General features: G+C 71.7%; 18 protein-coding genes. 10 read left to right on the top strand and 8 right to left on the bottom strand.

Annotated elements, in window-relative coordinates; genetic code table 11:
• Window positions 1–45 precede the first annotated feature (45 nt).
• The 5 genes from ACZ53K_RS04310 (at window position 46) to alc (ending at window position 5,533) form a co-directional block, all read left to right on the top strand.
• Window positions 46–1,746, top strand: coding sequence for an alpha-L-fucosidase (locus tag ACZ53K_RS04310; RefSeq protein ID WP_468831983.1), 1,701 nt, complete (start codon window positions 46–48; stop codon window positions 1,744–1,746).
• Between the two features lie 69 nt (window positions 1,747–1,815).
• Complete coding sequence (locus tag ACZ53K_RS04305) at window positions 1,816–2,058, top strand: hypothetical protein (RefSeq protein ID WP_073761391.1); 243 nt, start codon at window positions 1,816–1,818, stop codon at window positions 2,056–2,058.
• A gap of 196 nt (window positions 2,059–2,254) precedes the next feature.
• On the top strand, window positions 2,255–3,229 hold the full coding sequence (locus ACZ53K_RS04300; RefSeq protein WP_468831981.1) for an acyl-ACP desaturase: 975 nt from the start codon (window positions 2,255–2,257) through the stop codon (window positions 3,227–3,229).
• Window positions 3,230–3,290: 61 nt separating this feature from the next.
• Entirely contained in the window at window positions 3,291–4,256 is a 966-nt protein-coding gene (locus tag ACZ53K_RS04295; protein ID WP_468831980.1) for a LysR family transcriptional regulator, read from the top strand.
• Window positions 4,257–4,375: 119 nt separating this feature from the next.
• On the top strand, window positions 4,376–5,533 hold the full coding sequence (gene alc / locus ACZ53K_RS04290; protein WP_468831978.1) for an allantoicase: 1,158 nt from the start codon (window positions 4,376–4,378) through the stop codon (window positions 5,531–5,533).
• Window positions 5,534–5,733: 200 nt separating this feature from the next.
• Here the strand turns inward: alc and pepN (ACZ53K_RS04285) are convergent, their stop codons facing one another.
• Window positions 5,734–8,310, bottom strand: a complete 2,577-nt coding sequence (gene pepN, locus ACZ53K_RS04285) for an aminopeptidase N (RefSeq protein WP_468831977.1) — start codon at window positions 8,308–8,310, stop codon at window positions 5,734–5,736.
• Window positions 8,311–8,422: 112 nt separating this feature from the next.
• On the opposite strand from pepN (ACZ53K_RS04285), the gene ACZ53K_RS04280 reads away from it, so the two are divergent.
• The 3 genes from ACZ53K_RS04280 to ACZ53K_RS04270 all read left to right on the top strand — a co-directional run bounded on the left by ACZ53K_RS04280 (window position 8,423) and on the right by ACZ53K_RS04270 (window position 9,606).
• Window positions 8,423–8,653, top strand: a complete 231-nt coding sequence (locus tag ACZ53K_RS04280) for a ribbon-helix-helix domain-containing protein (RefSeq protein ID WP_468831976.1) — start codon at window positions 8,423–8,425, stop codon at window positions 8,651–8,653.
• Window positions 8,640–8,987: a type II toxin-antitoxin system PemK/MazF family toxin gene (locus ACZ53K_RS04275; RefSeq protein WP_468831974.1), complete on the top strand. Its 348-nt coding sequence runs from the start codon at window positions 8,640–8,642 to the stop codon at window positions 8,985–8,987. The genes ACZ53K_RS04280 and ACZ53K_RS04275 overlap by 14 nt, the downstream gene beginning before the upstream one ends.
• A 97-nt stretch (window positions 8,988–9,084) precedes the next feature.
• Window positions 9,085–9,606, top strand: a complete 522-nt coding sequence (locus ACZ53K_RS04270) for a DUF1203 domain-containing protein (protein WP_468831972.1) — start codon at window positions 9,085–9,087, stop codon at window positions 9,604–9,606.
• 70 nt (window positions 9,607–9,676) lie between these two features.
• Here the strand turns inward: ACZ53K_RS04270 and ACZ53K_RS04265 are convergent, their stop codons facing one another.
• Both ACZ53K_RS04265 and ACZ53K_RS04260 read right to left on the bottom strand, forming a co-directional pair.
• The gene (locus tag ACZ53K_RS04265; protein ID WP_468831970.1) at window positions 9,677–10,708 is read right to left on the bottom strand and encodes an aspartate-semialdehyde dehydrogenase; all 1,032 of its coding nucleotides are present in this window, start codon (window positions 10,706–10,708) and stop codon (window positions 9,677–9,679) included.
• An 83-nt stretch (window positions 10,709–10,791) separates the two neighbouring features.
• Window positions 10,792–14,121, bottom strand: coding sequence for a S8 family serine peptidase (locus ACZ53K_RS04260; protein ID WP_468831968.1), 3,330 nt, complete (start codon window positions 14,119–14,121; stop codon window positions 10,792–10,794).
• A gap of 401 nt (window positions 14,122–14,522) precedes the next feature.
• Between ACZ53K_RS04260 and ACZ53K_RS04255 the strand changes: the two genes are divergently transcribed.
• Entirely contained in the window at window positions 14,523–16,295 is a 1,773-nt protein-coding gene (locus tag ACZ53K_RS04255) for a TIGR03767 family metallophosphoesterase (protein ID WP_468831966.1), read from the top strand.
• Window positions 16,296–16,326: 31 nt separating this feature from the next.
• Here the strand turns inward: ACZ53K_RS04255 and ACZ53K_RS04250 are convergent, their stop codons facing one another.
• Together ACZ53K_RS04250 and pepN (ACZ53K_RS04245) are read right to left on the bottom strand one after the other, a co-directional pair.
• Entirely contained in the window at window positions 16,327–17,373 is a 1,047-nt protein-coding gene (locus ACZ53K_RS04250; protein ID WP_468831964.1) for a hypothetical protein, read from the bottom strand.
• Window positions 17,374–17,625: 252 nt separating this feature from the next.
• Window positions 17,626–20,208, bottom strand: a complete 2,583-nt coding sequence (gene pepN, locus ACZ53K_RS04245; protein WP_468831962.1) for an aminopeptidase N — start codon at window positions 20,206–20,208, stop codon at window positions 17,626–17,628.
• 123 nt (window positions 20,209–20,331) lie between these two features.
• Between pepN (ACZ53K_RS04245) and ACZ53K_RS04240 the strand changes: the two genes are divergently transcribed.
• Window positions 20,332–20,988, top strand: coding sequence for a mycothiol-dependent nitroreductase Rv2466c family protein (locus ACZ53K_RS04240; protein WP_468831960.1), 657 nt, complete (start codon window positions 20,332–20,334; stop codon window positions 20,986–20,988).
• 21 nt (window positions 20,989–21,009) lie between these two features.
• Here ACZ53K_RS04240 and ACZ53K_RS04235 read toward each other — a convergent pair whose 3' ends face one another.
• The 3 genes from ACZ53K_RS04235 to ACZ53K_RS04225 form a co-directional block, all read right to left on the bottom strand.
• Window positions 21,010–21,228 (bottom strand): hypothetical protein, encoded by a 219-nt coding sequence (locus ACZ53K_RS04235; RefSeq protein WP_468831958.1) that lies wholly within the window; start codon window positions 21,226–21,228, stop codon window positions 21,010–21,012.
• A 149-nt stretch (window positions 21,229–21,377) separates the two neighbouring features.
• Window positions 21,378–22,019, bottom strand: coding sequence for a superoxide dismutase (locus ACZ53K_RS04230; protein ID WP_468831956.1), 642 nt, complete (start codon window positions 22,017–22,019; stop codon window positions 21,378–21,380).
• Between the two features lie 228 nt (window positions 22,020–22,247).
• Entirely contained in the window at window positions 22,248–23,693 is a 1,446-nt protein-coding gene (locus ACZ53K_RS04225) for an amino acid permease (RefSeq protein WP_468831954.1), read from the bottom strand.
• Window positions 23,694–23,899: the final 206 nt, after the last annotated feature.

Below are 23,899 nucleotides of genomic sequence, written 5' to 3'. Positions count from 1 at the left end.
ATCCAAGAGATCCGACCAATCGGGGTCGGGGAGTTGGAGGGAACCATGGCAAGACGCCGGCCACGCGCCCGCTTCCGCACCGTCTTCGCGCTCACCCTCGCCGTCGCCCTCGCCCCACCGGCCACGCTCCAGGCCGCCGCCGACAGTCAGCCGGTCTCCGCCCGCCGGCCCGCCGCGCCCCCCTGTCACGGCCCCGTACGTCCCGCCTCGCAGATGACCGTCCAGCCCTGCGACACCCCGGCGCGGATCATCGAGAAGGCCGCGAACGTCGTACCGACCGCCGCCCAGCGCGCCTGGCAGCAGCGGGAGGTCACCGCGTTCACGCACTTCGGCATGAACACCTACACCGGCCGCGAGTGGGGCTCCGGGACCGAGGACCCGAAGTGGTTCGCGCCGTCGCGCATCGACGTGGACCAGTGGATGCGCGCATACAAGGCGGCGGGCGCCGAGCAGGTCATGCTGACCGCGAAGCACCACGACGGCTTCGTGCTCTATCCCAGCCGCTACACCCCGCACACCGTCCGGGCCGGCCCGGGGCAGCCGGACGTCGTCGGCGCGTACGTGCGGGCCGCCCGCAAGGCCGGGCTCAAGGTCGGCCTCTACCTCTCCCCGTCCGACGGCGCCGAGCTGCCGCACGCCCGGCACGCGCGCTGGGTCGAGGAGGTCCGGCGCAAGCAGGCCGAGGGCAAGCCGCTCAGCCTGCCCGAACGGGTCGCTTTGGAGGACCGTGGCCGGGTTCCCGCCGGGCTGGGCCGCTTCGGCAACGGCAGCGCCGTCACCGAGCGCACCATCCCCACCCTCGTCGCCGGCGACGACCGCGCCGACGCCGTACGCGACGGCCGGCTGCCCTCCTTCACTGTCCGCGCCGACGATTACGACGCGTACTACCTCAACCAGGTCTACGAACTGCTCACCCAGTACGGCCCGGTCGACGAGCTGTGGCTGGACGGCGCGAACCCCTGGGCGGACGCCGGGATCACACAGAAGTACGACGTGCGCCAGTGGTTCGAGACGATCCGCCGCCTCTCGCCGCGCACCGTCGTCTTCCAGGGGCCGCAGGGCGTGCGCTGGGTCGGCAACGAGCGGGGCGTGGCGCGCGAGACGGAGTGGAGTGTCACCCCGTCCGCCGTCGATCCCTGGTCGGTGCTCTCCGGCGGCCTGCCCAACGACTCCTCCGACGCCGACATCGGCTCCCGCGCCAAGCTGCTCGCGCCCACCACCAAGTACCTCCAGTGGTATCCGGCGGAGGCGGACGTATCGATTCGCCCCGGCTGGTTCCACCACCCCTGGGAGCGGCCCAAGACGCCGGCCCGGCTCCTGTCCTTGTACGAGAAGAGCGTGGGCCGCAACGCGTCGCTGCTGCTCAACGTGCCGCCGGGCCGGAACGGCCGGATCGACGCGGCCGACGTCGCCTCCCTCACCGGCTTCGGGCGGGCCGTGCGGGCGACGTACGGGAAGGATCTCCTGGAGGGCGGCCGGGGTGCGGCCGCGCGCCCGGGAGGCGTCACGTTCGACCGGGTCGGGCTCGGTGAGGAGCTGCGGTACGGGCAGCGGGTGGAACGGTTCGCCGTCGAGGCGCGGACCGCCGGGACGTGGCGGCGGATCGCCGGCGGGACGACCGTCGGCCACCGGCGCATCCTGGCGCTGCCCGCGCCGGTGACCGCCGACGCCGTCCGCGTACGGGTCCTCGCGGCCCGCGCCGCCCCGCGTCTCAAGCCGGTGACCGCGCACCGGTCCCGGCCCTGACCGGACCCGGGTCAGCCGTTAGGCGACCCCGGGCGCGCGAGGGTGAATCGCGTCCGATACGTTGACCACGTGAGCAATCTGGTCAAGAAGAACGCCCTGCGCGCCGGAACCATCACGGCCGGCACCGCGCTGATGCTGCTGATGTCGTCCCCCGCGTTCGCGCTCACCCGCGACGATGGTGACGACCCGGGTCCGGGCCTGAGTGTCGTCCAGACGCTCGGCCTCTATGTCGCCGCTCCCATCGTCCTCTTCCTGGTCATCGCCGGCCTGGTCATGGCCGGCGACAAGTCCCGCAAGCAGTCCAAGGGCTGATCCAGGGCTCTACTTCACGCCTCTTCGAGGGCGCCCGCAGGTTCGCGAGAACCGGCGGGCGCCCTTTTTTGCGTGCGGCGCGGACCGCCCGGTGCCGGCGGAGGGCGGGATTCCGCCGATGACGATTTTCACGCGGACCTAACCTACGATGACGTAACCTACGGAGCCGTAGGTACCCCCGTCCCCAGGAGTCCCCGTGACCATCGCCCCCGACCGCCACGCCGGAGAGCACGGCCAGGCCGCATGGAGCGACACCCGGCTGCTGTTCGCGCTCGAAGAGGTCGTCGAGAAGGAGCTGAACCGGCACCTGAAGGCCGCCAAGGAATGGATGCCGCACGAGTACGTGCCCTGGAGCGACGGCCGCAACTTCGACGGCGTCATGGGCGGCGAACCGTGGGCCCCCGAGCAGTCCAAGGTCACCGACATAGGGCGGATCGCCCTGGTGGTCAACCTGCTGACCGAGGACAACCTCCCCAGCTACCACCACGAGATCGCCAGCCTCTTCGGGCGCGACGGCGCCTGGGGGACCTGGGTGCACCGCTGGACAGCGGAGGAGGGCCGGCACGGCATCGTCATGCGGGACTACCTGCTCACCAGCCGGGCCGTGGACCCGGTCGAGCTGGAGCGGTTCCGCATGGCGCACATGTCGGAGGGCTTCGAGTCCGACAACGCGCACAGCATGCTGCACTCGATCGCGTACGTCGCCTTCCAGGAGCTGGCTACCCGCATCTCGCACCGCAACACCGGCCACCACTCCGGAGACCCGGTCTGCGACCGGATGCTGGCCCGCATCGCCACCGACGAGAACCTCCACATGGTCTTCTACCGGAACCTGCTCGCCGCCGCCTTCGAGCTCGCGCCCGACCAGACCATGTGCTCCGTACGGGACGTGGTCACCGGCTTCCGCATGCCGGGACACGGCATGCCCGGCTTCGAGCGCGCCGCCGCCCGGATGGCGATCGGCGGGATCTACAACCTGCGCATCCACCACGACGACGTGCTCCAGCCGGTGCTGCGCTACCTCAAGGTCCTGGAGATCGGCGGCCTCGGCCCGGCCGGACTGCGGGCCCAGGAGGAGCTGGGGCTGTACATGGGCGGGCTGGACGACCAGGCGCGCAAGTTCGACGAGCGGCTGGCGGCCCGGGAGGCCCGCCGGGCGGCACGCGGCTAGTACGCGGCCACGGGCCGCCGTTCGGCGGCCCTCCGGCGCGCCCGATGCGTACGCTGCCCGCATGGCCGACTGGGACATCAAGAAGCTGCGCGTCCTGCGCGCCCTCCACGAGCTGGGCACGGTCACCGCGGCCGCCGAGGCGCTGCACCTGACACCCTCCGCCGTCTCGCAGCAGCTGACCGGGCTGGCCAGGCAGCTCGGGGTGACGCTCCTGGAGGCGCACGGCCGGCGCGTACGCCTGACGGACGCCGCGCACCTCGTCCTGCGGCACGCCGAAGCCGTCTTCGCACAACTGGAACGGGCGGACGCCGAGTTGCTCGGCTACCTCCAGGGCGAGGCGGGCGAGGTGCGGGTCGGCGCGTTCTCCACCTCGATCCCCGCGCTGGTGGTCCCCGCCGTGCGGGACCTGCGCGGCACGCACCCCGGCCTGGTGGTGACCGTACGGGAGGCGGAGGCGGCGGAGGCGTACGAGCTGCTGGCGGAGGGCAGCGTCGACCTCGCGCTCTCGCTGGCCGCGCACGCGCCGACGCCGCGCGACCCGAAGTTCACCCGGCTCTCGCTGCTCGCCGACCCGCTGGACGTGGCGCTGCCCGCCGGGCACCCGCTGGCGGACGAGCCGGGGCTGCGGCTGGCCGACCTGGCGGGCGAGCAGTGGATCTACGGCAGCAGCGGCCCCTGGTCGCAGATCACGACCGCCGCGTGCGAGCACGCCGGTTTCGTGCCGGAGCGCGCGCATGCCGCGGCCGACTGGGACGCGATCCTGGCGATGGTCGGCGCGGGCATGGGGGTCGCGCTGGTGCCCCGGATGGCGATGTCGGGGGCGCGGGGCCGGTCCGAGCCCGTACGGGGTGAGGGCGGCGCCGCCGCGGTGGCGGTGCGGGTGCTCCGTGCCGATCAGCCGCGGCGGCATGTCGTGGCGGCGGTACGGCGCGGGGCGGAGGGGGCGCCGGGCCTGGCGCGGGTGCTGGCCGCGCTCCGGCGGGTCGCCGAGCAGGCGGCCGTACCCCCGGGCGAGGCAGCCTGCTGAGCGCGGACCATTCAGCCCGCCTGAACGTAACCTCCAGAAACTTTCGATAGACCTGGACTAAACGATCCTGCAATCGTCAAGGAGTCCGCGTCACATCGTCCCCTCACCGAAGGGCAGAGATGACCAGCACTCCGGCCGTTGCCTCCTCCACCGACCCGCACGCCAACGACGCCCCACCGTACGGCGGCGGCGACCCGTACGCGGACTACCGCGGCGGGGACTTCCCCTTCACCTCGCTCGTCGACCTCGCCGATCGCCGCTTCGGCGCCGGGGTGATCGCCGCGAACGACGAGTTCTTCGCCGAGCGCGAGAACCTGCTGAAGCCGGAGCCCGCGGTCTTCGACCCGGAGCGCTTCGGCCACAAGGGCAAGATCATGGACGGCTGGGAGACCCGGCGGCGGCGCGGGGCCGACGGCGCGCACCCCTTCCCCGCCGACGACGAGCACGACTGGGCGCTGATCCGCCTCGCCGCCCCCGGCGTCGTCCGGGGCGTCATCGTCGACACCGCCCACTTCCGCGGCAACTACCCGCAGCAGATCACCGTCGAAGCCACCGCGGTCCCCGGCAGCCCGGGCCCCGAGGACCTGCTCGCCGGTGACGTGAAGTGGGAGGAACTGGTCCCCCGTACGCCCGTACGCGGCCACGCCGCCAACGGCTTCGAGGTGACCGCCGAACGCCGCTTCACCCACCTGCGCCTCAAGCAGCACCCCGACGGCGGCATCGCCCGGCTGCGGGTGTACGGCGAGGTCGTGCCCGACCCGGCGTGGCTGGACGTGCTGGGCACCGTCGACCTGGCGTCCGTCATGCACGGCGGCGTCGTCGAGGACGCCTCCGACCGCTTCTACTCCTCGCCCGCCCAGATCATCCAGCCCGGCCTGTCCCGCAAGATGGACGACGGCTGGGAGAACCGCCGCCGCCGCGTGCGCGACACCAACGACTGGGTACGGTTCCGCCTCGCCGCGCAGGGCGAGATACGCGCCGTCGAGATCGACACCGCGTACCTGAAGGGCAACTCGGCGGGCTGGGCGGCGCTCCACGGCTGCGACGCGGCGACCGCCGATCCGGCCGACGACGACGCCTGGTTCGAGATCCTGCCGCAGACCAGGCTCCAGCCCGACACCCCGCACCGCTTCGCACTCCCGCGCCCGGTGACCGCGACCCACGTACGGCTGGACGTCTTCCCCGACGGCGGCCTCGCCCGGATGCGCCTGCACGGAGACCTCACCGACGCCGGCCGTGCCGAGCTCGTCCGCCGCTTCGACGAACTGAACGGCTGACACCGCCCCGCCGGGCCCCGCCGGAGGGGAGCGGGGCCCGGCAGCCACCGGTCCGCCCGGCAGACGGCAGCGCCCGACGCGCCGCCTGCCGGGCGTCTCCATGGCCGGGGCGTACGCGGACCGGGCCCCGGCCCGCCCCCCGTACGCCGAGGCGCCCCGGACCATCCGGCCCGGGGCGCCTCGTCGAGTCCGGCGTGCCGTTACGCGGCGGCCGCGTCCGCCCGCTGTGCCTTCAGCGCGCGCTCGATGCCGGAGCGGGACTCCGTCACCAGGCGGCGCAGAGCCGCGGTCGGCTCGGCCGAGGCGAGCCAGGCGTCGGTCGCGTCCAGGGTCTCCTGGGAGACCTGGAGGGCCGGGTACATGCCGACCGCGATCTGCTGCGCCATCTCATGGCTGCGCGCGTTCCAGACGTCCTTGACCGCGGCGAAGTACTTCTCCGCGTACGGGGCCAGCAGCTCCCGCTGGTCGGTCTGGATGAAGCCGCCGATGACGGCCTCCTGCACCGCGTTGGGCAGCTTGTCGCTCTCCACGACCGAGGCCCAGGCCGCCGCCTTCGCCTCGGCGGTCGGCCGGGACGCGCGGGCCGCGGCGGCATGCCGCTCGCCCGCCGAGGTCCGGTCGCGCTCCAGCTCCGCCTCGATGACCTTCTCGTCGGCGCGGCCGGTCGCGGCCAGCCGCTGCACCAGCGCCCAGCGCAGCTCGGTGTCCACGGCCAGGCCGGGGATCTCCTGCGTACCGTCCAGCAGGCCCTGGAGCAGGTCCAGCTGCGCGTCGGTACGGGCCGCGGCGGCGAACGCGCGGGCCCAGGCCAGCTGGTGGTCGCTGCCGGGGGCCGCGGCCCGCAGCTGCTCCAGCGCCGCCTCGGTCCACTTCGCGAGGCCGGTCTCCCGCCAGTCCGGTGCCGCGTACAGGTCCAGCGCCAGCTTCACCTGGCGGTGGAGGGACTGGACGACGCCGATGTCGGATTCCTTGGTGATGCCGGACAGCACCAGTTCGAGGTATTCGCGGGTGGGCAGTTCGCCGTCGCGTGTCATGTCCCAGGCCGAGGCCCAGCTCAGCGCGCGCGGCAGGGACTCGGTGAAGTCGCCCAGGTGCTCGGTGACGACGCGCAGCGAGTCCTCGTCCAGCCGGACCTTCGCATACGACAGGTCGTCGTCGTTGAGGAGGATGACGGCCGGGCGCGGAGTGTTGGCGGGGAAGGGCACCTCGGTGCGCTCGCCGTCCACGTCCAGCTCGATGCGGTTGGTGCGGACCAGCTTGCCGTCCTTCAGGTCGTAGCAGCCGATCGCGATGCGGTGCGGGCGCAGCACCGGCTCGCCCTTGGCGCCGACCGGCAGTGCCGGGGCCTCCTGGCGTACGGCGAAGGAGGTGACCGTGCCGTCCTCGGCGAGCTGGAGCTCCGGGCGCAGGATGTTGATGCCGGCCGTCTCCAGCCACGCCTTCGACCAGGTCTTCAGGTCCCGGCCGCTGGTCTCTTCCAGCGCGCCGAGCAGGTCCGACAGGCGGGTGTTGCCGAAGGCGTGTGCCTTGAAGTAGGCCTGCACGCCCTGGAAGAACTCCTCCCGGCCGACGTAGGCGACCAGCTGCTTGAGGACGGAGGCGCCCTTGGCGTAGGTGATGCCGTCGAAGTTGACGAGCACGTCGTCCAGGTCGCGGATCTCCGCCATGATCGGGTGGGTGGAGGGCAGCTGGTCCTGGCGGTAGGCCCAGGTCTTCATCGAGTTGGCGAAGGTGGTCCAGGCGTGCGGCCAGCGGCTGCCGGGCGCCGCCGCCTGGCAGGCGATGGAGGTGTAGGTGGCGAACGACTCGTTCAGCCACAGGTCGTTCCACCACTCCATGGTGACCAGGTCGCCGAACCACATGTGCGCCAGCTCGTGCAGGATGGTCTCGGCGCGCGCCTCGTAGGCGGCGTCGGTCACCTTCGAGCGGAAGACGTACTGGTCGCGGATGGTCACCGCGCCCGCGTTCTCCATCGCGCCGGCGTTGAACTCCGGCACGAACAGCTGGTCGTACTTGGCGAAGGGGTAGGCGTAGTCGAACTTCTCCTCGAACCAGTCGAAGCCCTGCCGGGTGACCTCGAAGATCGCGTCCGCGTCGAGGTGCTCGGCCAGCGACGGGCGGCAGTAGATGCCCAGCGGCACCGAGCGGCCGTTGCCCTCCCAGGTGCTGTGCACGCTGTGGTAGGGGCCGGCGATCAGCGCGGTGATGTAGGTGGAGATCCGCTGCGTCGGCTCGAAGCGCCACACGTTGTCCTGAGGCTCGGCCGCCGGCGAGTTGGAGATCACCGTCCAGCCCTCGGGAGCCTTCACGGTGAAGGTGAACGTCGCCTTCAGGTCCGGCTGCTCGAAGCTGGCGAACACCCGGCGGGCGTCCGGCACCTCGAACTGCGTGTAGAGATACGCCTGCTGGTCGACCGGGTCGACGAAGCGGTGCAGGCCCTCACCGGTGTTGGTGTAGGCGCAGTCCGCGACGACCGTCAGCTCGTTGCGGCCCTCGCGCAGCCCCGCCAGCGCGATCCGGGAGTCCGCGAAGACCGTACCCGGGTCCAGGCTCTCGCCGTTCAGCACCACCTCGCGCACGGCCGGCGCCACCAGGTCGATGAACGAGTCCGCCCCCGCCTCGGCGGCATCGAAGCGCACCGTGGTCACCGACCGGAAGGTGCCGCCCTCACCCGCCTCCTGCGCACCGGAGAGGTCCAGATCGATCTCATACGCGTCCACACGCAGCAGCCGCGCCCGCTGCTGCGCCTCGTCGCGGGTCAGATTCGTGCCAGGCACCCGTTCATCTCCTTCGCATCGGACTTTGGGCCATCTTTCCATGGAGGCATCCGGTCGCGGAGGGTGGCAATCGGGGTGGTAATGGTAGTCCGACCAGAGTAGTATCGAGGGTATGAAGATTAGTGTCAGCCTGCCGGAAGAGGACATCGCGTTCCTCGACACGTACGGCAAGAAGACGGACGCCGAATCGCGCTCGGCCGTGATACACGCGGCGGTGGAACTGTTGCGCGCTTCCGAGCTGGAGGCGGACTACGCCTCGGCATGGGAGGAGTGGGGCGAGAGCGACGACGCGCGGCTGTGGGACCAGGTCTCGGGGGACGGAATCGCCGATGCGGCGCGGTGACATCTACCTGGTCGACCTGGAGCCGGTCCGGGGGAGTGAGACCAACAAGTTGCGTCCTGCGGTGCTCGTGTCCAATGACGCGGCCAACCGTTCCGTGCAGCGGGCCGGGAGAGGCGTGCTCACAGTGGTTCCCGTGACGTCCAACGTCACGCGGGTCTTCCCGTTCCAGGTGCTGCTGAGCGCCGACGACAGCGGGCTTCCGAAGGACTCCAAGGCCCAGTGCGAGCAGGTGCGCGCGGTGTCCGTCGAGCGGCTGGGGCGGCGGGTCGGCAGCGTTCCGGCGCGGGTGATGGTCGGCTTGGACGCGGCCCTGCGCAGGCACCTGGCGCTCTGAGCGCGCCGGCCCACCTGGGGTGGTCCGCCCTGAGTCGCCCCACCTCCCCGTCCGATTCCCGCCGGAAACCGTCCTGGCGTACGCCCACCCTGTACGTATGACGACGTACACACCCCTCCCCATCCCTGAAGCCGCCCTCAAGGAACTGCGTATCGCGGACGACTCCGGCCGGGCCATGGAGCCCTTCGCCGCGGGGTCCGCGAGTGACCGGGTGGACAGTGCGGGCAGTCCGCTGCGCTGCTGTCTGCGGGGCATCGAGGAAGGGGAGCGGGTCGCGCTCGTCTCGTACGCGCCGCTGCGGCGGTGGGCCGAGGAGCGGTGGGCCCGGCCGGGGGCGTACGACGAGTGCGGGCCGGTGTTCATTCACGCCCGGGAGTGCGGCGGGCCGGACGGCAGCCGCACGGGATATCCCTTCGCGCGGCCGGGGGCCCTGCGGACCCTGCGGCGCTACGACGCGGACGGGCACATCGTCGGCGGGCGGCTCTTCGAGATTCCCGAGGACGCGGATGCCGGATTCGACGCGGCCTTCGCGGAGGCGTTCGCACAGCCGGACGTGGCGCTGGTGCACGTCCGGGCGCTGGAGTACGGGTGCTTCCACTTCGAGGTGCGGCGGCCGTAGCCCGGCACGACGACGCCGCAGGGCCCGTACGGCATGTCCGTACGGGCCCCGCGACGCGTGCGGAAACGTCTCAGCCGCGCAGTTCCGCCGCGACCAGCTCCGCGATCTGGACCGCGTTCAGCGCCGCGCCCTTGCGCAGGTTGTCGTTGGAGAGGAACAGCGACAGGCCGTGGTCGACCGTCTCGTCCTTGCGGATCCGGCCCACGTAGGGCGCGTCCTGGCCGGCGGCCTGGAGCGGGGTGGGGATGTGCGAGAGGGCCACGCCGGGGGCGCCGCCCAGCAGCTCGTTGGCGCGCTCCGGGGTGATCTCGCGCTCGAAGCGGGCGTTGACCTGGAGCGAGTGGCCGCTGAAGACCGGGACGCGCACGCAGGTGCCGGAGACCTTCAGCTCCGGGATCTCAAGGATCTTGCGGCTCTCGTTGCGGAGCTTCTGCTCCTCGTCGGTCTCGTTCAGACCGTCGTCGACGATGGAGCCGGCCATCGGCAGCACGTTGAAGGCGATCGGGCGGACGTACTTGTCCGGCTCGGGGAAGTCGATGGCCGCACCGTCGTGGGTGAGCTTGGTCGCGTCCTGCTCGACGGCCTTGCGTACCTGCTCGTCCAGCTCGGCGACGCCAGCCAGTCCGCTGCCGGACACCGCCTGGTAGGTGGCGACGACCAGCGCGGTCAGCCCGGCCTCGGCGTGCAGCGGGCGCAGCACCGGCATGGCGGCCATGGTCGTGCAGTTCGGGTTGGCGATGATGCCCTTGCGGCGCTCGGAGATCGCCTGCGGGTTGACCTCGGAGACGATCAGCGGGACGTCGGGGTCCATCCGCCAGGCGGAGGAGTTGTCGATCACGACCGGGCCCGCGTCGGCGACCTTGGGGGCCAGCGCCTTGGAGGTCGAGCCGCCGGCGGAGAAGAGCACGATGTCCAGGCCGGAGTAGTCCGCGGTGGCCGCGTCCTCGATCGTGATCTCGGTGTCCTGCCACGGGAGCGTACGCCCGGCGGAGCGGGCCGAGGCGAACAGTCGCAGCTGCTCCACCGGGAAGTTCCGCTCGGCGAGGATGCCCCGCATCACGCCGCCGACCTGACCGGTGGCTCCGACGATTCCGATCCTCATGGCACTCCTTGTTCGGTACGTACAGCAGCGGAACGGGTGCCCTCCAGGGCACCCGCCCCGTTACTGTCCACTATCTCAGGCCGTTACGACACGACCTTTTCGATGCGCACGCCGCCGCTGCCCGTGACCGTTCCGGACGCGTTCAGCAGCTGGACCTCGCCGAAGAACTCGCGTCCCGCGGGGGCCGGGCCCGCGACCGAGACCTCGGCCGTGACCTGCGTCGATGCTCCGCTACCCAGCTTTACGGGTTTCGATTCGTCCGTCTTGAGCGAACCGAGTCCGGCGGAGTAATACACATCACGGTAGTCGTAGGCGGTGCTGCCCGCGGGGATCGCGTAGCCGGCCACGACGACGGTGTACGTGCCGGGCGCGGGCTTGGCGATGCTGACCGCCTCGTCCGAGGTGCCGGTCGCCGAGGAGGCGACGACCTTGCCGCCGAGCAGGACGCTCAGGTCCAGGTCGGCCTTGGCGTCGGCGGGCGCGCCGATCGCGGCGTCCAGCCGGGACACGCCGCTGCCCACGACGATCTCGTACCGCTGCGACTCGCCTTCCTTGATCGTCGGGCGCTCCGTACGGGACGAGCCCAGCTCGCCGCCCTTGAGGGTGCCCTCGACGGCGGCGAAGGCGTTGGTGACCTTCCACGCCACCGGGGCCGGGCTGCCGACCTCGGCCTCGGGCAGGACGCGGACGGCCGGGTCGAAGGTGGTGCCGAGGGTGGCCGCGGTGACCGTGTACGGGTTGTCCAGCAGCGGCGAGGTGCGCCGCGACTCGACCTCGATCTCCCAGACGCCGGGCGCCGGGTTCTTGTAGGTGCGCCGGGTCGGGTCGCAGGTGTTGGCGGGGTTCGGGTAGTTCGGGTAGCAGTTCGGGGTGCCGGTCGGGTCGGCCGGGACGCCCTGCGGGGTGATCGCGATCCAGCGGGTCTGGCTGCCCGCCGCGAGCCCGCTCATCGATACCTGGAGGGCCTTGGCGCCCTTCGGGACGGTGATGAAGTGGGAGGTGGTGGCGTTGCGCTGGATGGTGCCGGACTTGGCGACCGCGTGGCTGGGCGCGGCCAGCGGATCGGCGGCCACGACGGTGGCGAGGATCTTGCGGTCGACGCCCTCGGTGCGCGGGTCGTCCACGTCCAGGGTGACGCTGTGGAGGCCCGCGGTCCGCGGCTTCGCGGTGATCTCGAAGGTCACGGGGCGGTTCAGCGGCAGCCAGACCGCGCCGTCCTCGTCCGGCAGGTCGAAGGTGCCGTCGTTGTTGATCAGGTCCAGCTCGTGCCGGACGGGGCGGTCGGGGCCGGTGGTACGGGTGATCGTCACCTCGTACGTCCGGGACTGCCGCACCTTCAGGCCGCCCTCGCGGTCGTAGAGGCCGGTGCCGTAGCCGGGCGTCTTCAGGAAGTCGGACAGGGCCGTCTTCACCGGGGCGCGGACGGTGTACTCATGGGCGGCGGCGCCGTGCCGGATCGCGGACCAGGCGGCGCGGATGTCCATCAGACCGGAGCCCTGCTCGTACGACTGGAAGCCCTTGATCTGCTTCGCGGTCGAGGTCAGCGCGGTGCGCAGCTTCGCCGGGGGCAGCGCGACCCGCTGCTGCTTCGCGGCGGACAGCAGCAGCGCCGAGGCGCCGGTGGCCTGCGGTGCGGCCATCGAGGTGCCCTGGAGCATGGCGTAGCCGGGCGGCAGCTCGTAGCCCGCCTCGGCGGTGGGGCCGCCGGGCTCCCAGGTGGGGATGGTGTTGATGGAGGCGCCGGGCGCGGTGATGACCGGCGTGAAGCCGCCGTCCTCGCGCGGGCCGCGGGAGGAGAACGGGAGCATGGCGTACTTCCGCGTCACCGCCGAGCCGTAGTTCGCCGCCCAGGTCTCCTTGGAGATGGACGCGCCGACGCTGATGACCTTGTCGGCCAGCCCGGGGTCTCCGATGGTGTTGGCGCCGGGGCCGCTGTTGCCCGCCGAGATGATCAGCTGGACGCCGTAGGTGTCGATGAGCCGGGTGTACAGCTCGGCGCGGGCGTTGTTGCCGTCGTTGAGCGCGGGCAGACCGCCGATCGACATGTTGACGATGTCGACACCGCGCTGGGTGACGAGGTCGATCATGCCTTCGGTGAGCGCGATGTTGGTGCAGCCGCCGCTCCAGGTGCAGGCGCGCGAGGAGACCAGCTTGGCGCCGGGCGCCGCGCCGTTCATCTTCCCGCCGAACAGGCCGTTCGCCGCGGTGATGCCCGCGACGTGCGTGCCGTGCTCCGACTCGACGACACCGATGTTGACGAAGTCGGCCTTCTTGCCCGCCCAGTCCCCGCCGAGCGGGTCCATCGGGACGTCCTTGCGGATCTCCACCGTGAAGGGGATGCGCTCGGCGATCGGGGTGCTCGGGTCGTCCTTGCCGAAGTAGCCGATGTCGAAGCCGTCCTTGTACGGCTTCATGGGCGCATCGTCGGTGAAGTCGCCGTTGTCATTGAGGTCCACCCGGACCGTGCCGGTGGCCGGGTCGTACAGCACGCCCCAGCGGTCGGTGGTGTCCCCGTCGCGGTTCAGGTCGCCCTTCATGTCGCCGCCGGTGGTGGCGGCCTCGGCGAAGGTGCTGATCCGGTACGCGCCCTCGGGCGCCTTCCAGGTCCGGCCGCCGTAGGTGAAGGACGGGCCGGAGACGGCGGTGGTCATCGGGCGCCAGGTCTGGTCGCCGTCGCTGATCGGGTCGGTCGCGGTGACCCAGTCGACGATCTTGCGCTCGCCGGTGGTGGTCTTCTGCAGCGCGGGGTGTGCCAGGTCCACGCCGGAGTCGAGGACGCCGATGGTCACGCCGCGGCCGTCGGCCTTCGGGTGGTCGCGGACGAAGTCCACCGCGCCGGTCTCGAAGGACGGCTGGTACGGGTTCTTCGCCGGAGTGTCCTTGCCGGGCGCCGGGTAACTTCCGGCCTGCGGCTTGCCCTTGGCCCCGCGGTCCGCACCGGGCCGCGGGTCCGGCAGCTTGATCTCCTGCCGGAGGTCGATGGCGTGCACGGACGAAAGCTCGCGCATCTTCGCGATGGCCGCGTCGGCCTGGGCGGTGGGCACGGTGGCCCGGACGTAGCCGAGCTTGTCGTCCGTACGCCCGACGGAGGCGCCCTTCAGGGAGTCCAGCCAGGCGGCCGCCTGCTCGGTGGAGCCCGGCGCGGTGGCCAGCATCATCGAGACGAACCGGGCGCCGCCGGACTTGGCGCGGGCCAGCAGTTCGGCGTCCTGCGAACCGAGCTTGTCGTGCGGGGCCTTCGGCGCGGAGTCGGTGCCGGCGGATATTCGGGCGCCGTCCCGGTCCGCGGCGAGTGCGGGGCCGGCGGCGAGCAAGGGCCCGGCCGCGGTCGCGACCGCGACGGCCGCGACGGCCGCGAGCCGGGCCGTGCGTCTCGCCCGGCCGGTGGGCGGACGTCCTGTGTCGGGGGTCATGGCGCACCTCTTCAGGGTGAAGGGTCCGGAAATCGGACCCGTATGACCGCTCAATATGACGTAAGGGATTGGTGTTTGGGGAGGGGGGTGATCACAAGTTTGTGAACATTCGCGCGGGATGCGCGGGGCGTACGGCCGGTGCCGCCCCCGGCGTCCGGCCGGTCCGGGCCGCCGCCCGCCTACCCCGTGAGGTGAACCTCCGGTGACCGCCGGCCGCCCCCGGTCCGAGGGCCCGGTGACCATCGGCGCCCGCCGTGATCCCTGTCCGGCGATCGGCGGCGGGCGTTGCGGCGCGGTTCACCCGAGGGCCATACCCGCTGCCAACGCTCCCTGGTGAGAGGGCGGTTGCGGTGTTCCGTGCCGCCCTCGCCGCCGCCCCGTCCGTACCAGGGAGCTCGTGCATGTCCCGTACACGGTCCGCCGCCCCCACCCCCGCCTCTCCGAACGCCACCGCCAGGCCCACCGTCGACCGCCGCGCCTTCCTCGCCGCCACCGGTGCCGTCGGCGCCACGGCCGCGCTCGCGCTGGCGTACGGAACCGGCGTCACCCGGCCCGGCGCCGGGTCTGTCGTATCCACCGCGCCCCTCGTCGCACCCGAACCGGTCGCCGCGCCGCCCGTTCCCCCCGTGCCCTACGCCGAAGGCACCACCCTCGCCTCGGTGGCCACCCCGCGCGGCGCCCCGGCCGGGTACCGCAGGCTCGCCGAAGGCCCCGGCTGGGGGCGTGTCGTACGGCGTGAACTCGCCGCCGCGCGCCCCGGCCGGGATGACCGGCGTACCGTACTGGCCGCGTTCGTGCAGCTCACCGACCTGCACGTGGTCGATGTGCAGAATCCTTTGCGCTATGAGTACCTACGGGTGCGGTCCGCGGGTGCCTGGCGCCCGCAGGAGGCGCTGTCCGTCGCCGGCGCGGTCTCCCTCGTCGAGCGCGTCAACAGCCTGCCCGGCGCGCCCGCCACCGGGACGCCGCTGTCCTTCGCGATGACCACCGGGGACAACACGGACAACAACGCCAGTATCGAACTCGACTGGTTCCTCACCGCGATGAGCGGCGGCCGGATCACCCCCAACTCCGGCGACCCACGGCACTACGAAGGCGTCCAGAACAGCGGCCACCCCCTCTACTGGCAGCCGGACAGCGCCCTGCGCGACGCCGACAAGCTGCGCGGCTTCCCCGGCGTACCCGGCTTCCTGGAAGCGGCGACCCGTACCGTCACCAGCCCCGGGCTGCGCCTGCCCTGGTACTCGACCGTCGGCAACCACGACTCGCTGCCCGCGGGCTGCTGCGCCCCCGACGATCCGTTCCTGGCCGAGATCGCGACCGGCGGGCGCAAGCTCGAACTGCTGCCGGCCGACGAGGCGATCCGCGCGTACCTGGCGGTGCGCCGCGGACCGGGCCCGGACCGGCGGGAGTTCGCCGGCCTGCTGAGGGCGCACGGGAAGCGGGCGCGCTCCGTCACCCCGGACGAGCGCCGTGTCCCCTTCACCCGCGCCGCGTACCTGCGCGCGCACCTGGACCCCCGGCACACCGGACCGGGCCCGCACGGCCACGGCTACACGGCCGCCGACCTCGCGGCGGACCGGCTGTACTACACGTTCCGCATCGCGGAGAACGTGGTGGGCGTCAGCCTCGACACCACCGACCCCGGCGGCCACCACACCGGCTCCGTGGGATCGGGTCAGCTGCGCTGGCTCGACCGTACGCTGCGGGCGCACGCGTACGAGCACGTCCTCGTCTTCAGCCACCACACCAGTACGTCCATGGACAACACGCTGCCCGACCCGTCCCGCCCGGCCGAGCGGCGGCACAGCGGGCCCGAGCTGGCCGGTCTGCTCTCCCGGCACCGCAATGTGCTGGCGTGGATCAACGGGCACAGTCACCGCAACCGCATCACCCCGCACGGCACCTTCTGGGAGGTCACCACCGCCTCGCACATCGACTTCCCCCAGCTGGCCCGGATCGTGGAGGTGACGGACAACCGCGACGGCACGCTGTCCCTGTTCACCACCCTCGTGGAGTCGCAGGCTCCGCACCGTACGGATTTCGGCGATCTCTCCCAGCGGGGCCTGGCGGCGCTCTACCGCGAACTGTCCTGCAACGCCCCCGGAGCCCGGAGCGACCTCGCCGGTGATCCGGGCGACCGCAACACCGAGCTGCTGCTGAGACGGCGCTGAGCGATGCCCCCACACACAGCAACGGCCGGTGTCAGCGCGGCAGCACCACCACGTACGACCCCGGCTCATGGTCGTCCGCCGCCATCAGGGCCGTACGGACCACCGCGGCCTGCTGCTCCGGCGCCTCCCGCAGTGCGCGCGGGGTGACGTGGACGACGGTGATCCCCAGCCGCTCCAGGTGCTCACGCTTGCGGGCGTACTCCGCCCACATCGCGTCCTCCTCCTGGCGCGGCACCCGCGCGTCGATCTCCACAGCCACCGCCTGTTCCGGCCAGTACGCGTCCACCCCGCCCAGCTGCGGGCCGCCGGGCAGCCGCAGGTCCACGTTCCACAGTGGGTCCGGCAGGTCGTACTCCCGCACCAGCTCGTACAGCCGCCCCTCGGCCAGCGCGCGGCCCTCGGCGAGCAGCGCGTGCACCGCGTCCACCACGTGCGGCAGGTTCAGCAGCCGCGCCTGGCTGAACTCCCGAACGATCGCGGTCGCTTCGCAGTGGCCGCCGCGTACCGCCTCGGTGAGCAGCCGGCTCACCGTGCAGGCGTCCGTGAGCCCGCCGACGGCGTCGGCCAGCGCCCGGGGCACGGGGGCGACCGGCACTTTGGTGATCTGCTGGGCCGGCGGCATGACCTGCGCCCGTACGACGAGCGCGAAGCCGGTGGTGCGCAGCCGCCGGGTGCGCGGCACCAGGACCTCGATGCGGTCCAGGGAGAGGAGCGGGGGAGCGGTGGCGAAGCGGTGCAGGGCCAGCGCCGCCAGCCCGGTGATCATCGGCGCCTCGGTGGGCGGCGTGCCGCCCTGCGGAGGGACCGCGGGCGGCCGGCTCGCCGCGTAGAGCAGCACCGCGTGCAGGCGTTCCTCGCTGGTGGGCGGGCCGGGATGGAGCAGGTGCACGCCCGGCAGCACCTGCTGCCAGGGGCCTCCGGGGCGGCACCGGTCGGCGACTTCCGACGGGCTGATGCCGTGCTCGCGCAGCTGGCGGGTCGTCAGTACGCGGGGCCCGGCGCCGGAGCGGCTGTGCAGCGGGCGGGGGGAGAGCGGGGTGGGGGACTCCCCGCCGGAGGTTGGGGAAGTGTGGTTCATGCCCCGGCCATTCCCGCTGCCGCCCCGCCCCCTAACGCCTGTTACACGCCCGTCGACAAACCCGGACAACGCCGTCCTAAAGTACGGGCGTTCGAGCGCCGAAAATGGCTGGTCCGGCCGGAGTCGGCGGCTGTGCGCGGGACCCGGACACACGGCCGGGTTCCGTACGCAGGCGTCAGTGGTCCGCCGTACGCCGGCGCCGTCGGCTCACGTACGCAGGCGCCGACTGCCCGCGTACGCGAGCCCCGCCGGCTACCGCGCCGCCTGCGCGTCGCAGGTCTGCGCCCGCAGCGCCCGCGCCAGGTCGTCGCGCGACTCCGACACCAGCCGCCGCAGCGCGGGCGGCGCCTCCGGGTGCCCGGCCAGCCACGCGTCCGCCGCGTCCAGCGTCTCCCGGCGGTCCTGGTGGAGGGGGAAGAGCCCCCGGACCACGGCCATGCCGATCTCGATCGACCGCTCGCGCCAGACCCGCTCGACGGCGTCGAAGTACCGCGGCGCGTACGGGGCCGCCAGCTCGCGTTGCGACGCCTGCACGAAGCCGGAGATCGTCGCCTCGACCAGCGCGTTGGACAGCTCGTCGGACTCCACCACGTCCGCCCAGGCCCGCGCCTTGACCTCGGCCGAGGGCCGGGCGGCCAGGCACCGTACGTGGTGGCGGCGGCCGGAGGCGGTGTCGTCGCGCCGCAGTTCGGCGTCGAGGGCGGCCTCGTCGGCGGCGCCGTGCGCGGCCAGCGGCTCCAGGAACGTCCAGCGCAGCTCCTGGTCCACCGCCAGGCCGTCGATCTTCGCCGTACCGTCCAGCAGGCCCTGGAGCAGCTGGAAGTCGGCGGCCGTGGTGGCCACCGAGGCGAAGAACCGCGCCCATGACAGCTGGTGACCGCTGCCCGGCTCGGCCAGCCGCAGTTCGTGCAGCGCGCCCTGCGCCAGTTCCTGGGCGGCCTGGTCGCGGTGGTCCGGCGCCGTGTAGTGGGTGAGCGCGTAACCGGCCTGGGCGTGCAGCGACTGGAGCACGCCGATGTCCGACTCGCGGCCCGCGAAGCGCAGTACGAGGTCGAGGTAGTCGCGGGCGGGCATCAGTCCGTCGCGGGTCAGGCCCCACACCGCGGACCAGCACAGCGCGCGCGAGAGCGGTTCGGTGATCTCGCCGAGGTGGCCGCGCAGCGTGGCCAGCGACCGCTCGTCGAAGCGGACCTTGCAGTAGGTGAGGTCGTCGTCGTTGACCAGGACCAGCTCCGGGCGGTCGGCGCCGGCCAGCTCGGTGACGACCGTGCGCGGGCCGGAGACGTCCAGCTCGGCGCGGGCGTAGCGGATCAGTTCGCCGTCCGCGTTCTCCCGCCGGTACAGGCCCACGGCCACCCGGTGCGGGCGCAGTTCGGGGCGCTCGGGGGTGGCTTCCTGGAGGATGCTCAGCTCGGTGATGCGGCCTTCGGCGTCGTACGTGGCCTGCGGGGTGAGCGCGTTGACGCCGGCGGTCTCCAGCCAGGCGCGCGACCAGGTGGCCAGGTCGCGTCCCGAGGTCTCCTCCAGGACGGACAGCAGGTCGGCCAGGCGGGTGTTGCCGTACGCGTGCCGCTTGAAGTAGCGCCGCGCGCCCTCCAGGAACGCGTCCCGCCCCACGTACGCCACGAGCTGCTTGAGGACGGCCGCGCCCTTGGCGTACGTGATGCCGTCGAAGTTGAGCTTGGCGTCCTCCAGGTCACGGATGTCGGCGGTGACCGGGTGGGTGGAGGGGAGCTGGTCGGCGCGGTACGCCCAGGCCTTGCGGCCGTTGGCGAAGGTGATCCAGCCGTTGGTGAAGCGGGTCGCCTCGACCAGGGACAGCGCGCCCATGAAGTCGGCGAACGACTCCTTGAGCCACAGGTCGTCCCACCACCGCATGGTCACCAGGTCGCCGAACCACATGTGCGCCATCTCGTGCAGGATCACGTTGGCGCGGCGCTCGTAGGACGCCTCGGTCACCTTGCCGCGAAAGACGAACTCCTCACGGAAGGTGACACAGCCAGGGTTCTCCATCGCGCCGATGTTGTACTCGGGCACGAACGCCTGGTCGTACTTGCCGAACGGGTACGGGAAGTCGAAGTGCTCGTGGAAGAAGTCCAGGCCCTGCTTGGTGACGGTGAAGATGTCCGCGGGGTCGAAGTGCCGGGACAGGCCCTTGCGGCACAGCGCGCCGAGCGGGATCTCCAGCTCGGTGCCGTCGTCGAGGGTGCGCCGGTAGGTGTCCGAGACGTAGTGGTACGGGCCGGCGACGACGGCCGTGATGTACGTCGAGATCGGCTGCGTCTCGGCGAACCGGTACGTGCCCGCCTCGGGCTCGCCCACCTGGGCGCCGTTGCTGAGCACCACCCAGCCGTCGGGCGCGGTCACCTCGAAGCGGAACGGTGCCTTCAGGTCGGGCTGTTCGAAGTTGGCGAAGACCCGCCGGGCGTCGGCCGGCTCGTACTGCGTGTAGAGGTAGACCTCGCCGTCCTCCGGGTCCACGAAGCGGTGCAGGCCCTCGCCGGTCCGGCTGTACGCGCACTGCGCGTCGACGACCAGGGTGTTCTCCGCGGCCAGGTCCGCCAGGGCGACCCGGGTGCCGTCGAAGACCTCCGCCGGGTCCAGCTCCCGGCCGTTGAGCGTGACGGCGGTGACGGACGGCGCCACCAGGTCCGCGAAGGTGGCGGCCCCCGGCTCGGCGCACCGGAAGCGGAGGGTGGTGCGGGAGCGGAAGGTCCGCGCGGCCTCGCCCTCCCGGACCGCGGACCGCAGGTCCAGCGCCACGTCGTACCCGTCGACGCTCAGCAGTGCGGCCCGCTCGCGGGCCTCGTCTCGGGTCAGATTCTCACCGGGCACGACGCGACTCCCTCGTCCTCGTCTCGTATATCGAACACTGGGAATCATGGCACGCCGGACCCCGGTTGAAGCGGGTGACCGATCCTCCGATCGGCCGCCGGCCCGTACGCCCGAGGAGCAACCGTGTCCGAGACCGCCGCCGCAACCGACCGCACTCCGGCCGACTTCTGGTTCGACCCGTCCTGCCCGTGGGCCTGGCTGACCTCCCGCTGGATGCTGGAGGTGGAGAAGGTGCGCCCGGTGGACGTGCGCTGGCACGTGATGAGCCTGGGAGTGCTGAACGAGGACAAGCTCGACCAGCTGCCGGAGGAGTACCGCGAGAAGAACCGCCCCGGCGGCCCGGTGTGGGCCCCGGTGCGCGTGTGTGTCGCCGCCGAGCAGCAGTACGGCCCGGAGGCCCTGGCCCGCCTCTACACGGCGCTCGGCACCCGCTTCCACAATCAGGGCCTGCCGCGCACGAAGGAGACGATCGCGGCCGCCCTGGAGGCGGCCGGGCTGCCCGCCGGGCTGGCCGACGCGGGGGACACCGACACGTACGACAAGGAGCTGCGCGCCTCCCACAAGGCGGGCATCGACCTGGTGGGGCAGGAGGTCGGCACCCCGGTCATCGCCGTCCCGGGCCCCGACGGCGAGCGGATCGCCTTCTTCGGCCCGGTCGTCACCCCGGCCCCCAAGGGCGAGCAGGCCGCACAGCTCTGGGACGGCACCCTGATGGTCGCGTCCATCCCGGGCTTCTACGAGATCAAGCGGACGCGGACGCTGGGGCCGGTCTTCGACTGAGCCGGGGCGGCGTGTGCTGCTTCAGTCGAAGACGGGCATCCGCTCGGGCGGGTCGAAGGTCCTGCCCTCCCACCGGTAGCGGATGTTGCGGCAGGTGGAGCGCTTGCAGATCCAGTAGTCCTCGACGTACCGCTTGCCGGTGAGCTTGCGGAGCCACTCCCGCTCCTGCTCGCCCTCCGGTGACCGGTGCGGCTCGTCCGCGTCGCACGTGGAGCAGTACAGCTTCGGTTCGTCCGGCATGGGTCCACCATGCTCCGCGCCGCGGCGTACAGAAAGACCCCCGTGAGTCATGTCCTCACGGGGGTCCTTCCTTCATCCGCCTGCCGGGTGAAGGCTGAGAAGACGATCACGAGGCAGGACGTTCACCAGGGCGCCATCGGGCGCCGGGCTCAGGGAGCGATCAGCAGTACGTTGGCGCGCTCCTTGGCGGCCGCGTAGCGCTTGGCGACGTCCTGCCAGTTGACGACGCGCCACATCGCCTCGATGAAGTCCACCTTCTGGTTCTTGTACTGGAGGTAGAAGGCGTGCTCCCAGGCGTCGAAGACCAGGATCGGGACCGAGCCCTGGCCGACGTTGCCCTGGTGGTCGTAGATCTGCTCGACGATCAGGCGGCCGGTGATCGGCTCGTAGGCGAGGACGCCCCAGCCGGAGCCCTGGGTGGTGGCGGCGGCCTTGGTCAGCTGGGCCTTGAACTTGGCGTACGAGCCGAAGTTCTCCGCGATGGCGTCCGCCAGCTCGCCCACGCCGTCCGCCTCCAGCGGCTCGCCGCCGCCGTCACCGGTCATGTTGTGCCAGTAGATGCTGTGCAGGATGTGGCCGGAGAGGTGGAACGCGAGGTTCTTCTCCAGGCCGTTGATCGAGCCCCACTGGTCCTTGTCGCGCGCCTCGGCGAGCTGCTCCAGGGTGTCGTTGGCGCCCTTGACGTATGCGGCGTGGTGCTTGTCGTGATGCAGCTCGATGATCTCGGGGCTGATGACGGGTTCGAGCGCCGCGTAGTCGTACGGAAGTTCCGGAAGATTGTAGGTGGCCATGCCGAGCCCTCCAGCTGCTTACGACCTTTAATTGCAATCCACTTGCAACTGCACGCTACCAGCATGAGTGATCACGAACCCGCCGAGGGGCGGGGTCTGGGCCAAAAGAAGGAGGCGGTGCCCGACCCCGGTCCGAGGTCCGGCACCGCCTCCGGAAAAGAGCGATGCATTCTGGTGAGGTAAGCCTTACCGCACTTCTGCTTTTGGTGAGGTAAGCCTTACTTGCACTTAGCCGAGGGGCTTTTGACGCGCCATTCGCTGCTTGACGAGACCGATGGCGACGAGCACCAGCCCGAACCCACCGGTGAAGTACAGCTGGACGCGCTGGTTCTCGTCCCGCAGCATCAGCAGCAGCACCGCCACCACGCCGGCCAGCGCCACCCACGTCAGCACCGGGAAGAGCCACATCCGCACGACCAGCTTCCCGGGCTCCTCGCGCTCCAGCCGGCGGCGCATCCGCAGCTGGGCCACGGCGATGAAGCCCCACACCACGAGGATCGCCGCGCCCACCATGTTCAGCAGCCACTGGAAGACGGTCTCCGGCCACCAGTAGCTGAACAGCACCGCGAGGAACCCGAAGGCGGAGCAGAGGATCACCGCGCGGCGCGGCACGCCGCCGCTGACCGTGCGCAGGAAGCGCGGGCCCTGGCCGCGGGCGGACAGGGAGTGCGCCATCCGGGACGAGCCGTAGATGTTGGCGTTCATCGCGGACAGCAGCGCGATCAGGATGACGACGTTCATGATCTGGCCGGCCGCGGGGATGTGCAGGTAGTCCAGGACCGCGACGTACGGGCCGTTCTTGGCGATGTCCGCGTTGTTCCAGGGGATGACGGTGACGATGACCGCCATCGAGCCGACGTAGAACAGGGCGATCCGCCACATCGCGGTGCGCACGGCGCTGGCCACACCGCGGACCGGGTCCTTCGACTCGGCCGCGGCGATTGTCACGGTCTCCAGGCCGCCGTACGCGAAGACGGAGGCCAGCAGGCCGATCACCAGGCCGTCCGAGCCGTTGGGCAGGAAACCGCCGTCGCCGGTCAGATGGGCGGCGCCGGGCGCCGAGGTGCCGGGCAGCACGCCGAAGATGGCGAGCAGGCCCAGGACGAGGAAGATGCCGATCGCGGTGATCTTCAGGGCGGCGAACCAGAACTCGAACTCGCCGAAATTGCTGACCGCGGCGAGGTTGGCGCCGCAGAAGACCACCATGAACAGCAGCACCCACATCCAGGGCTGCGTGTCCGGGAACCACCCGGTCATGATCCCGGCGGCGCCGATCGCCTCGGCGGCCACCGCCACACACAGCTGCGCGGTGAACATCCAGCCGGTGGTGAAGCCCGCCCACGGGCCGATCGAGCGCCCGGCGTGCACGGAGAAGGAGCCGGAGGCCGGGCTGGCCGCCGCCATCTCGCCGAGCATCCGCATCACCAGCATGACCAGGCAGCCGGAGACGGCGTAGGCGAGCACGATCGACGGGCCGGCCGCCGCGATGCCCTCCTTGGAGCCGACGAACAGCCCGGCGCCGATCACACCGCCGAGCGCGATCATCGACAGATGGCGCTGTTTGAGTCCGTTGGACAGCGGGGTGCCGGTCTCCGGAGCCGCCGTGGCGCCGGTGCCCTGCACCTGGCCCGTTTGCTCGCGCTCGGGCGTGGTGGACGAAGGTGTCCGATTCATGGTCGTACCTGTCCCATTAAGTGAGAGCGGAGCGAGACGATCGACGGAAAACGCGCTCAGTTTGAGTGTCTGTGTCCGCTGAGGGCAACAGTCGTGCAGCAGATGTTCGGTATTCAGACGAGATCGTGACCGGCCGTATTCACACCGTTGTGAGACGTGACCCTGGGTGTTTCCGGAGCGGAAGTGGGGCGGCCGATTCCGGCCTG

The sequence above is a fragment of the Streptomyces sp. NPDC033221 genome (assembly GCF_055577005.1).
The sequence above is the reverse complement of the archived record's forward strand: the minus strand, read 5'-3'. Positions and strand labels throughout refer to the sequence as shown.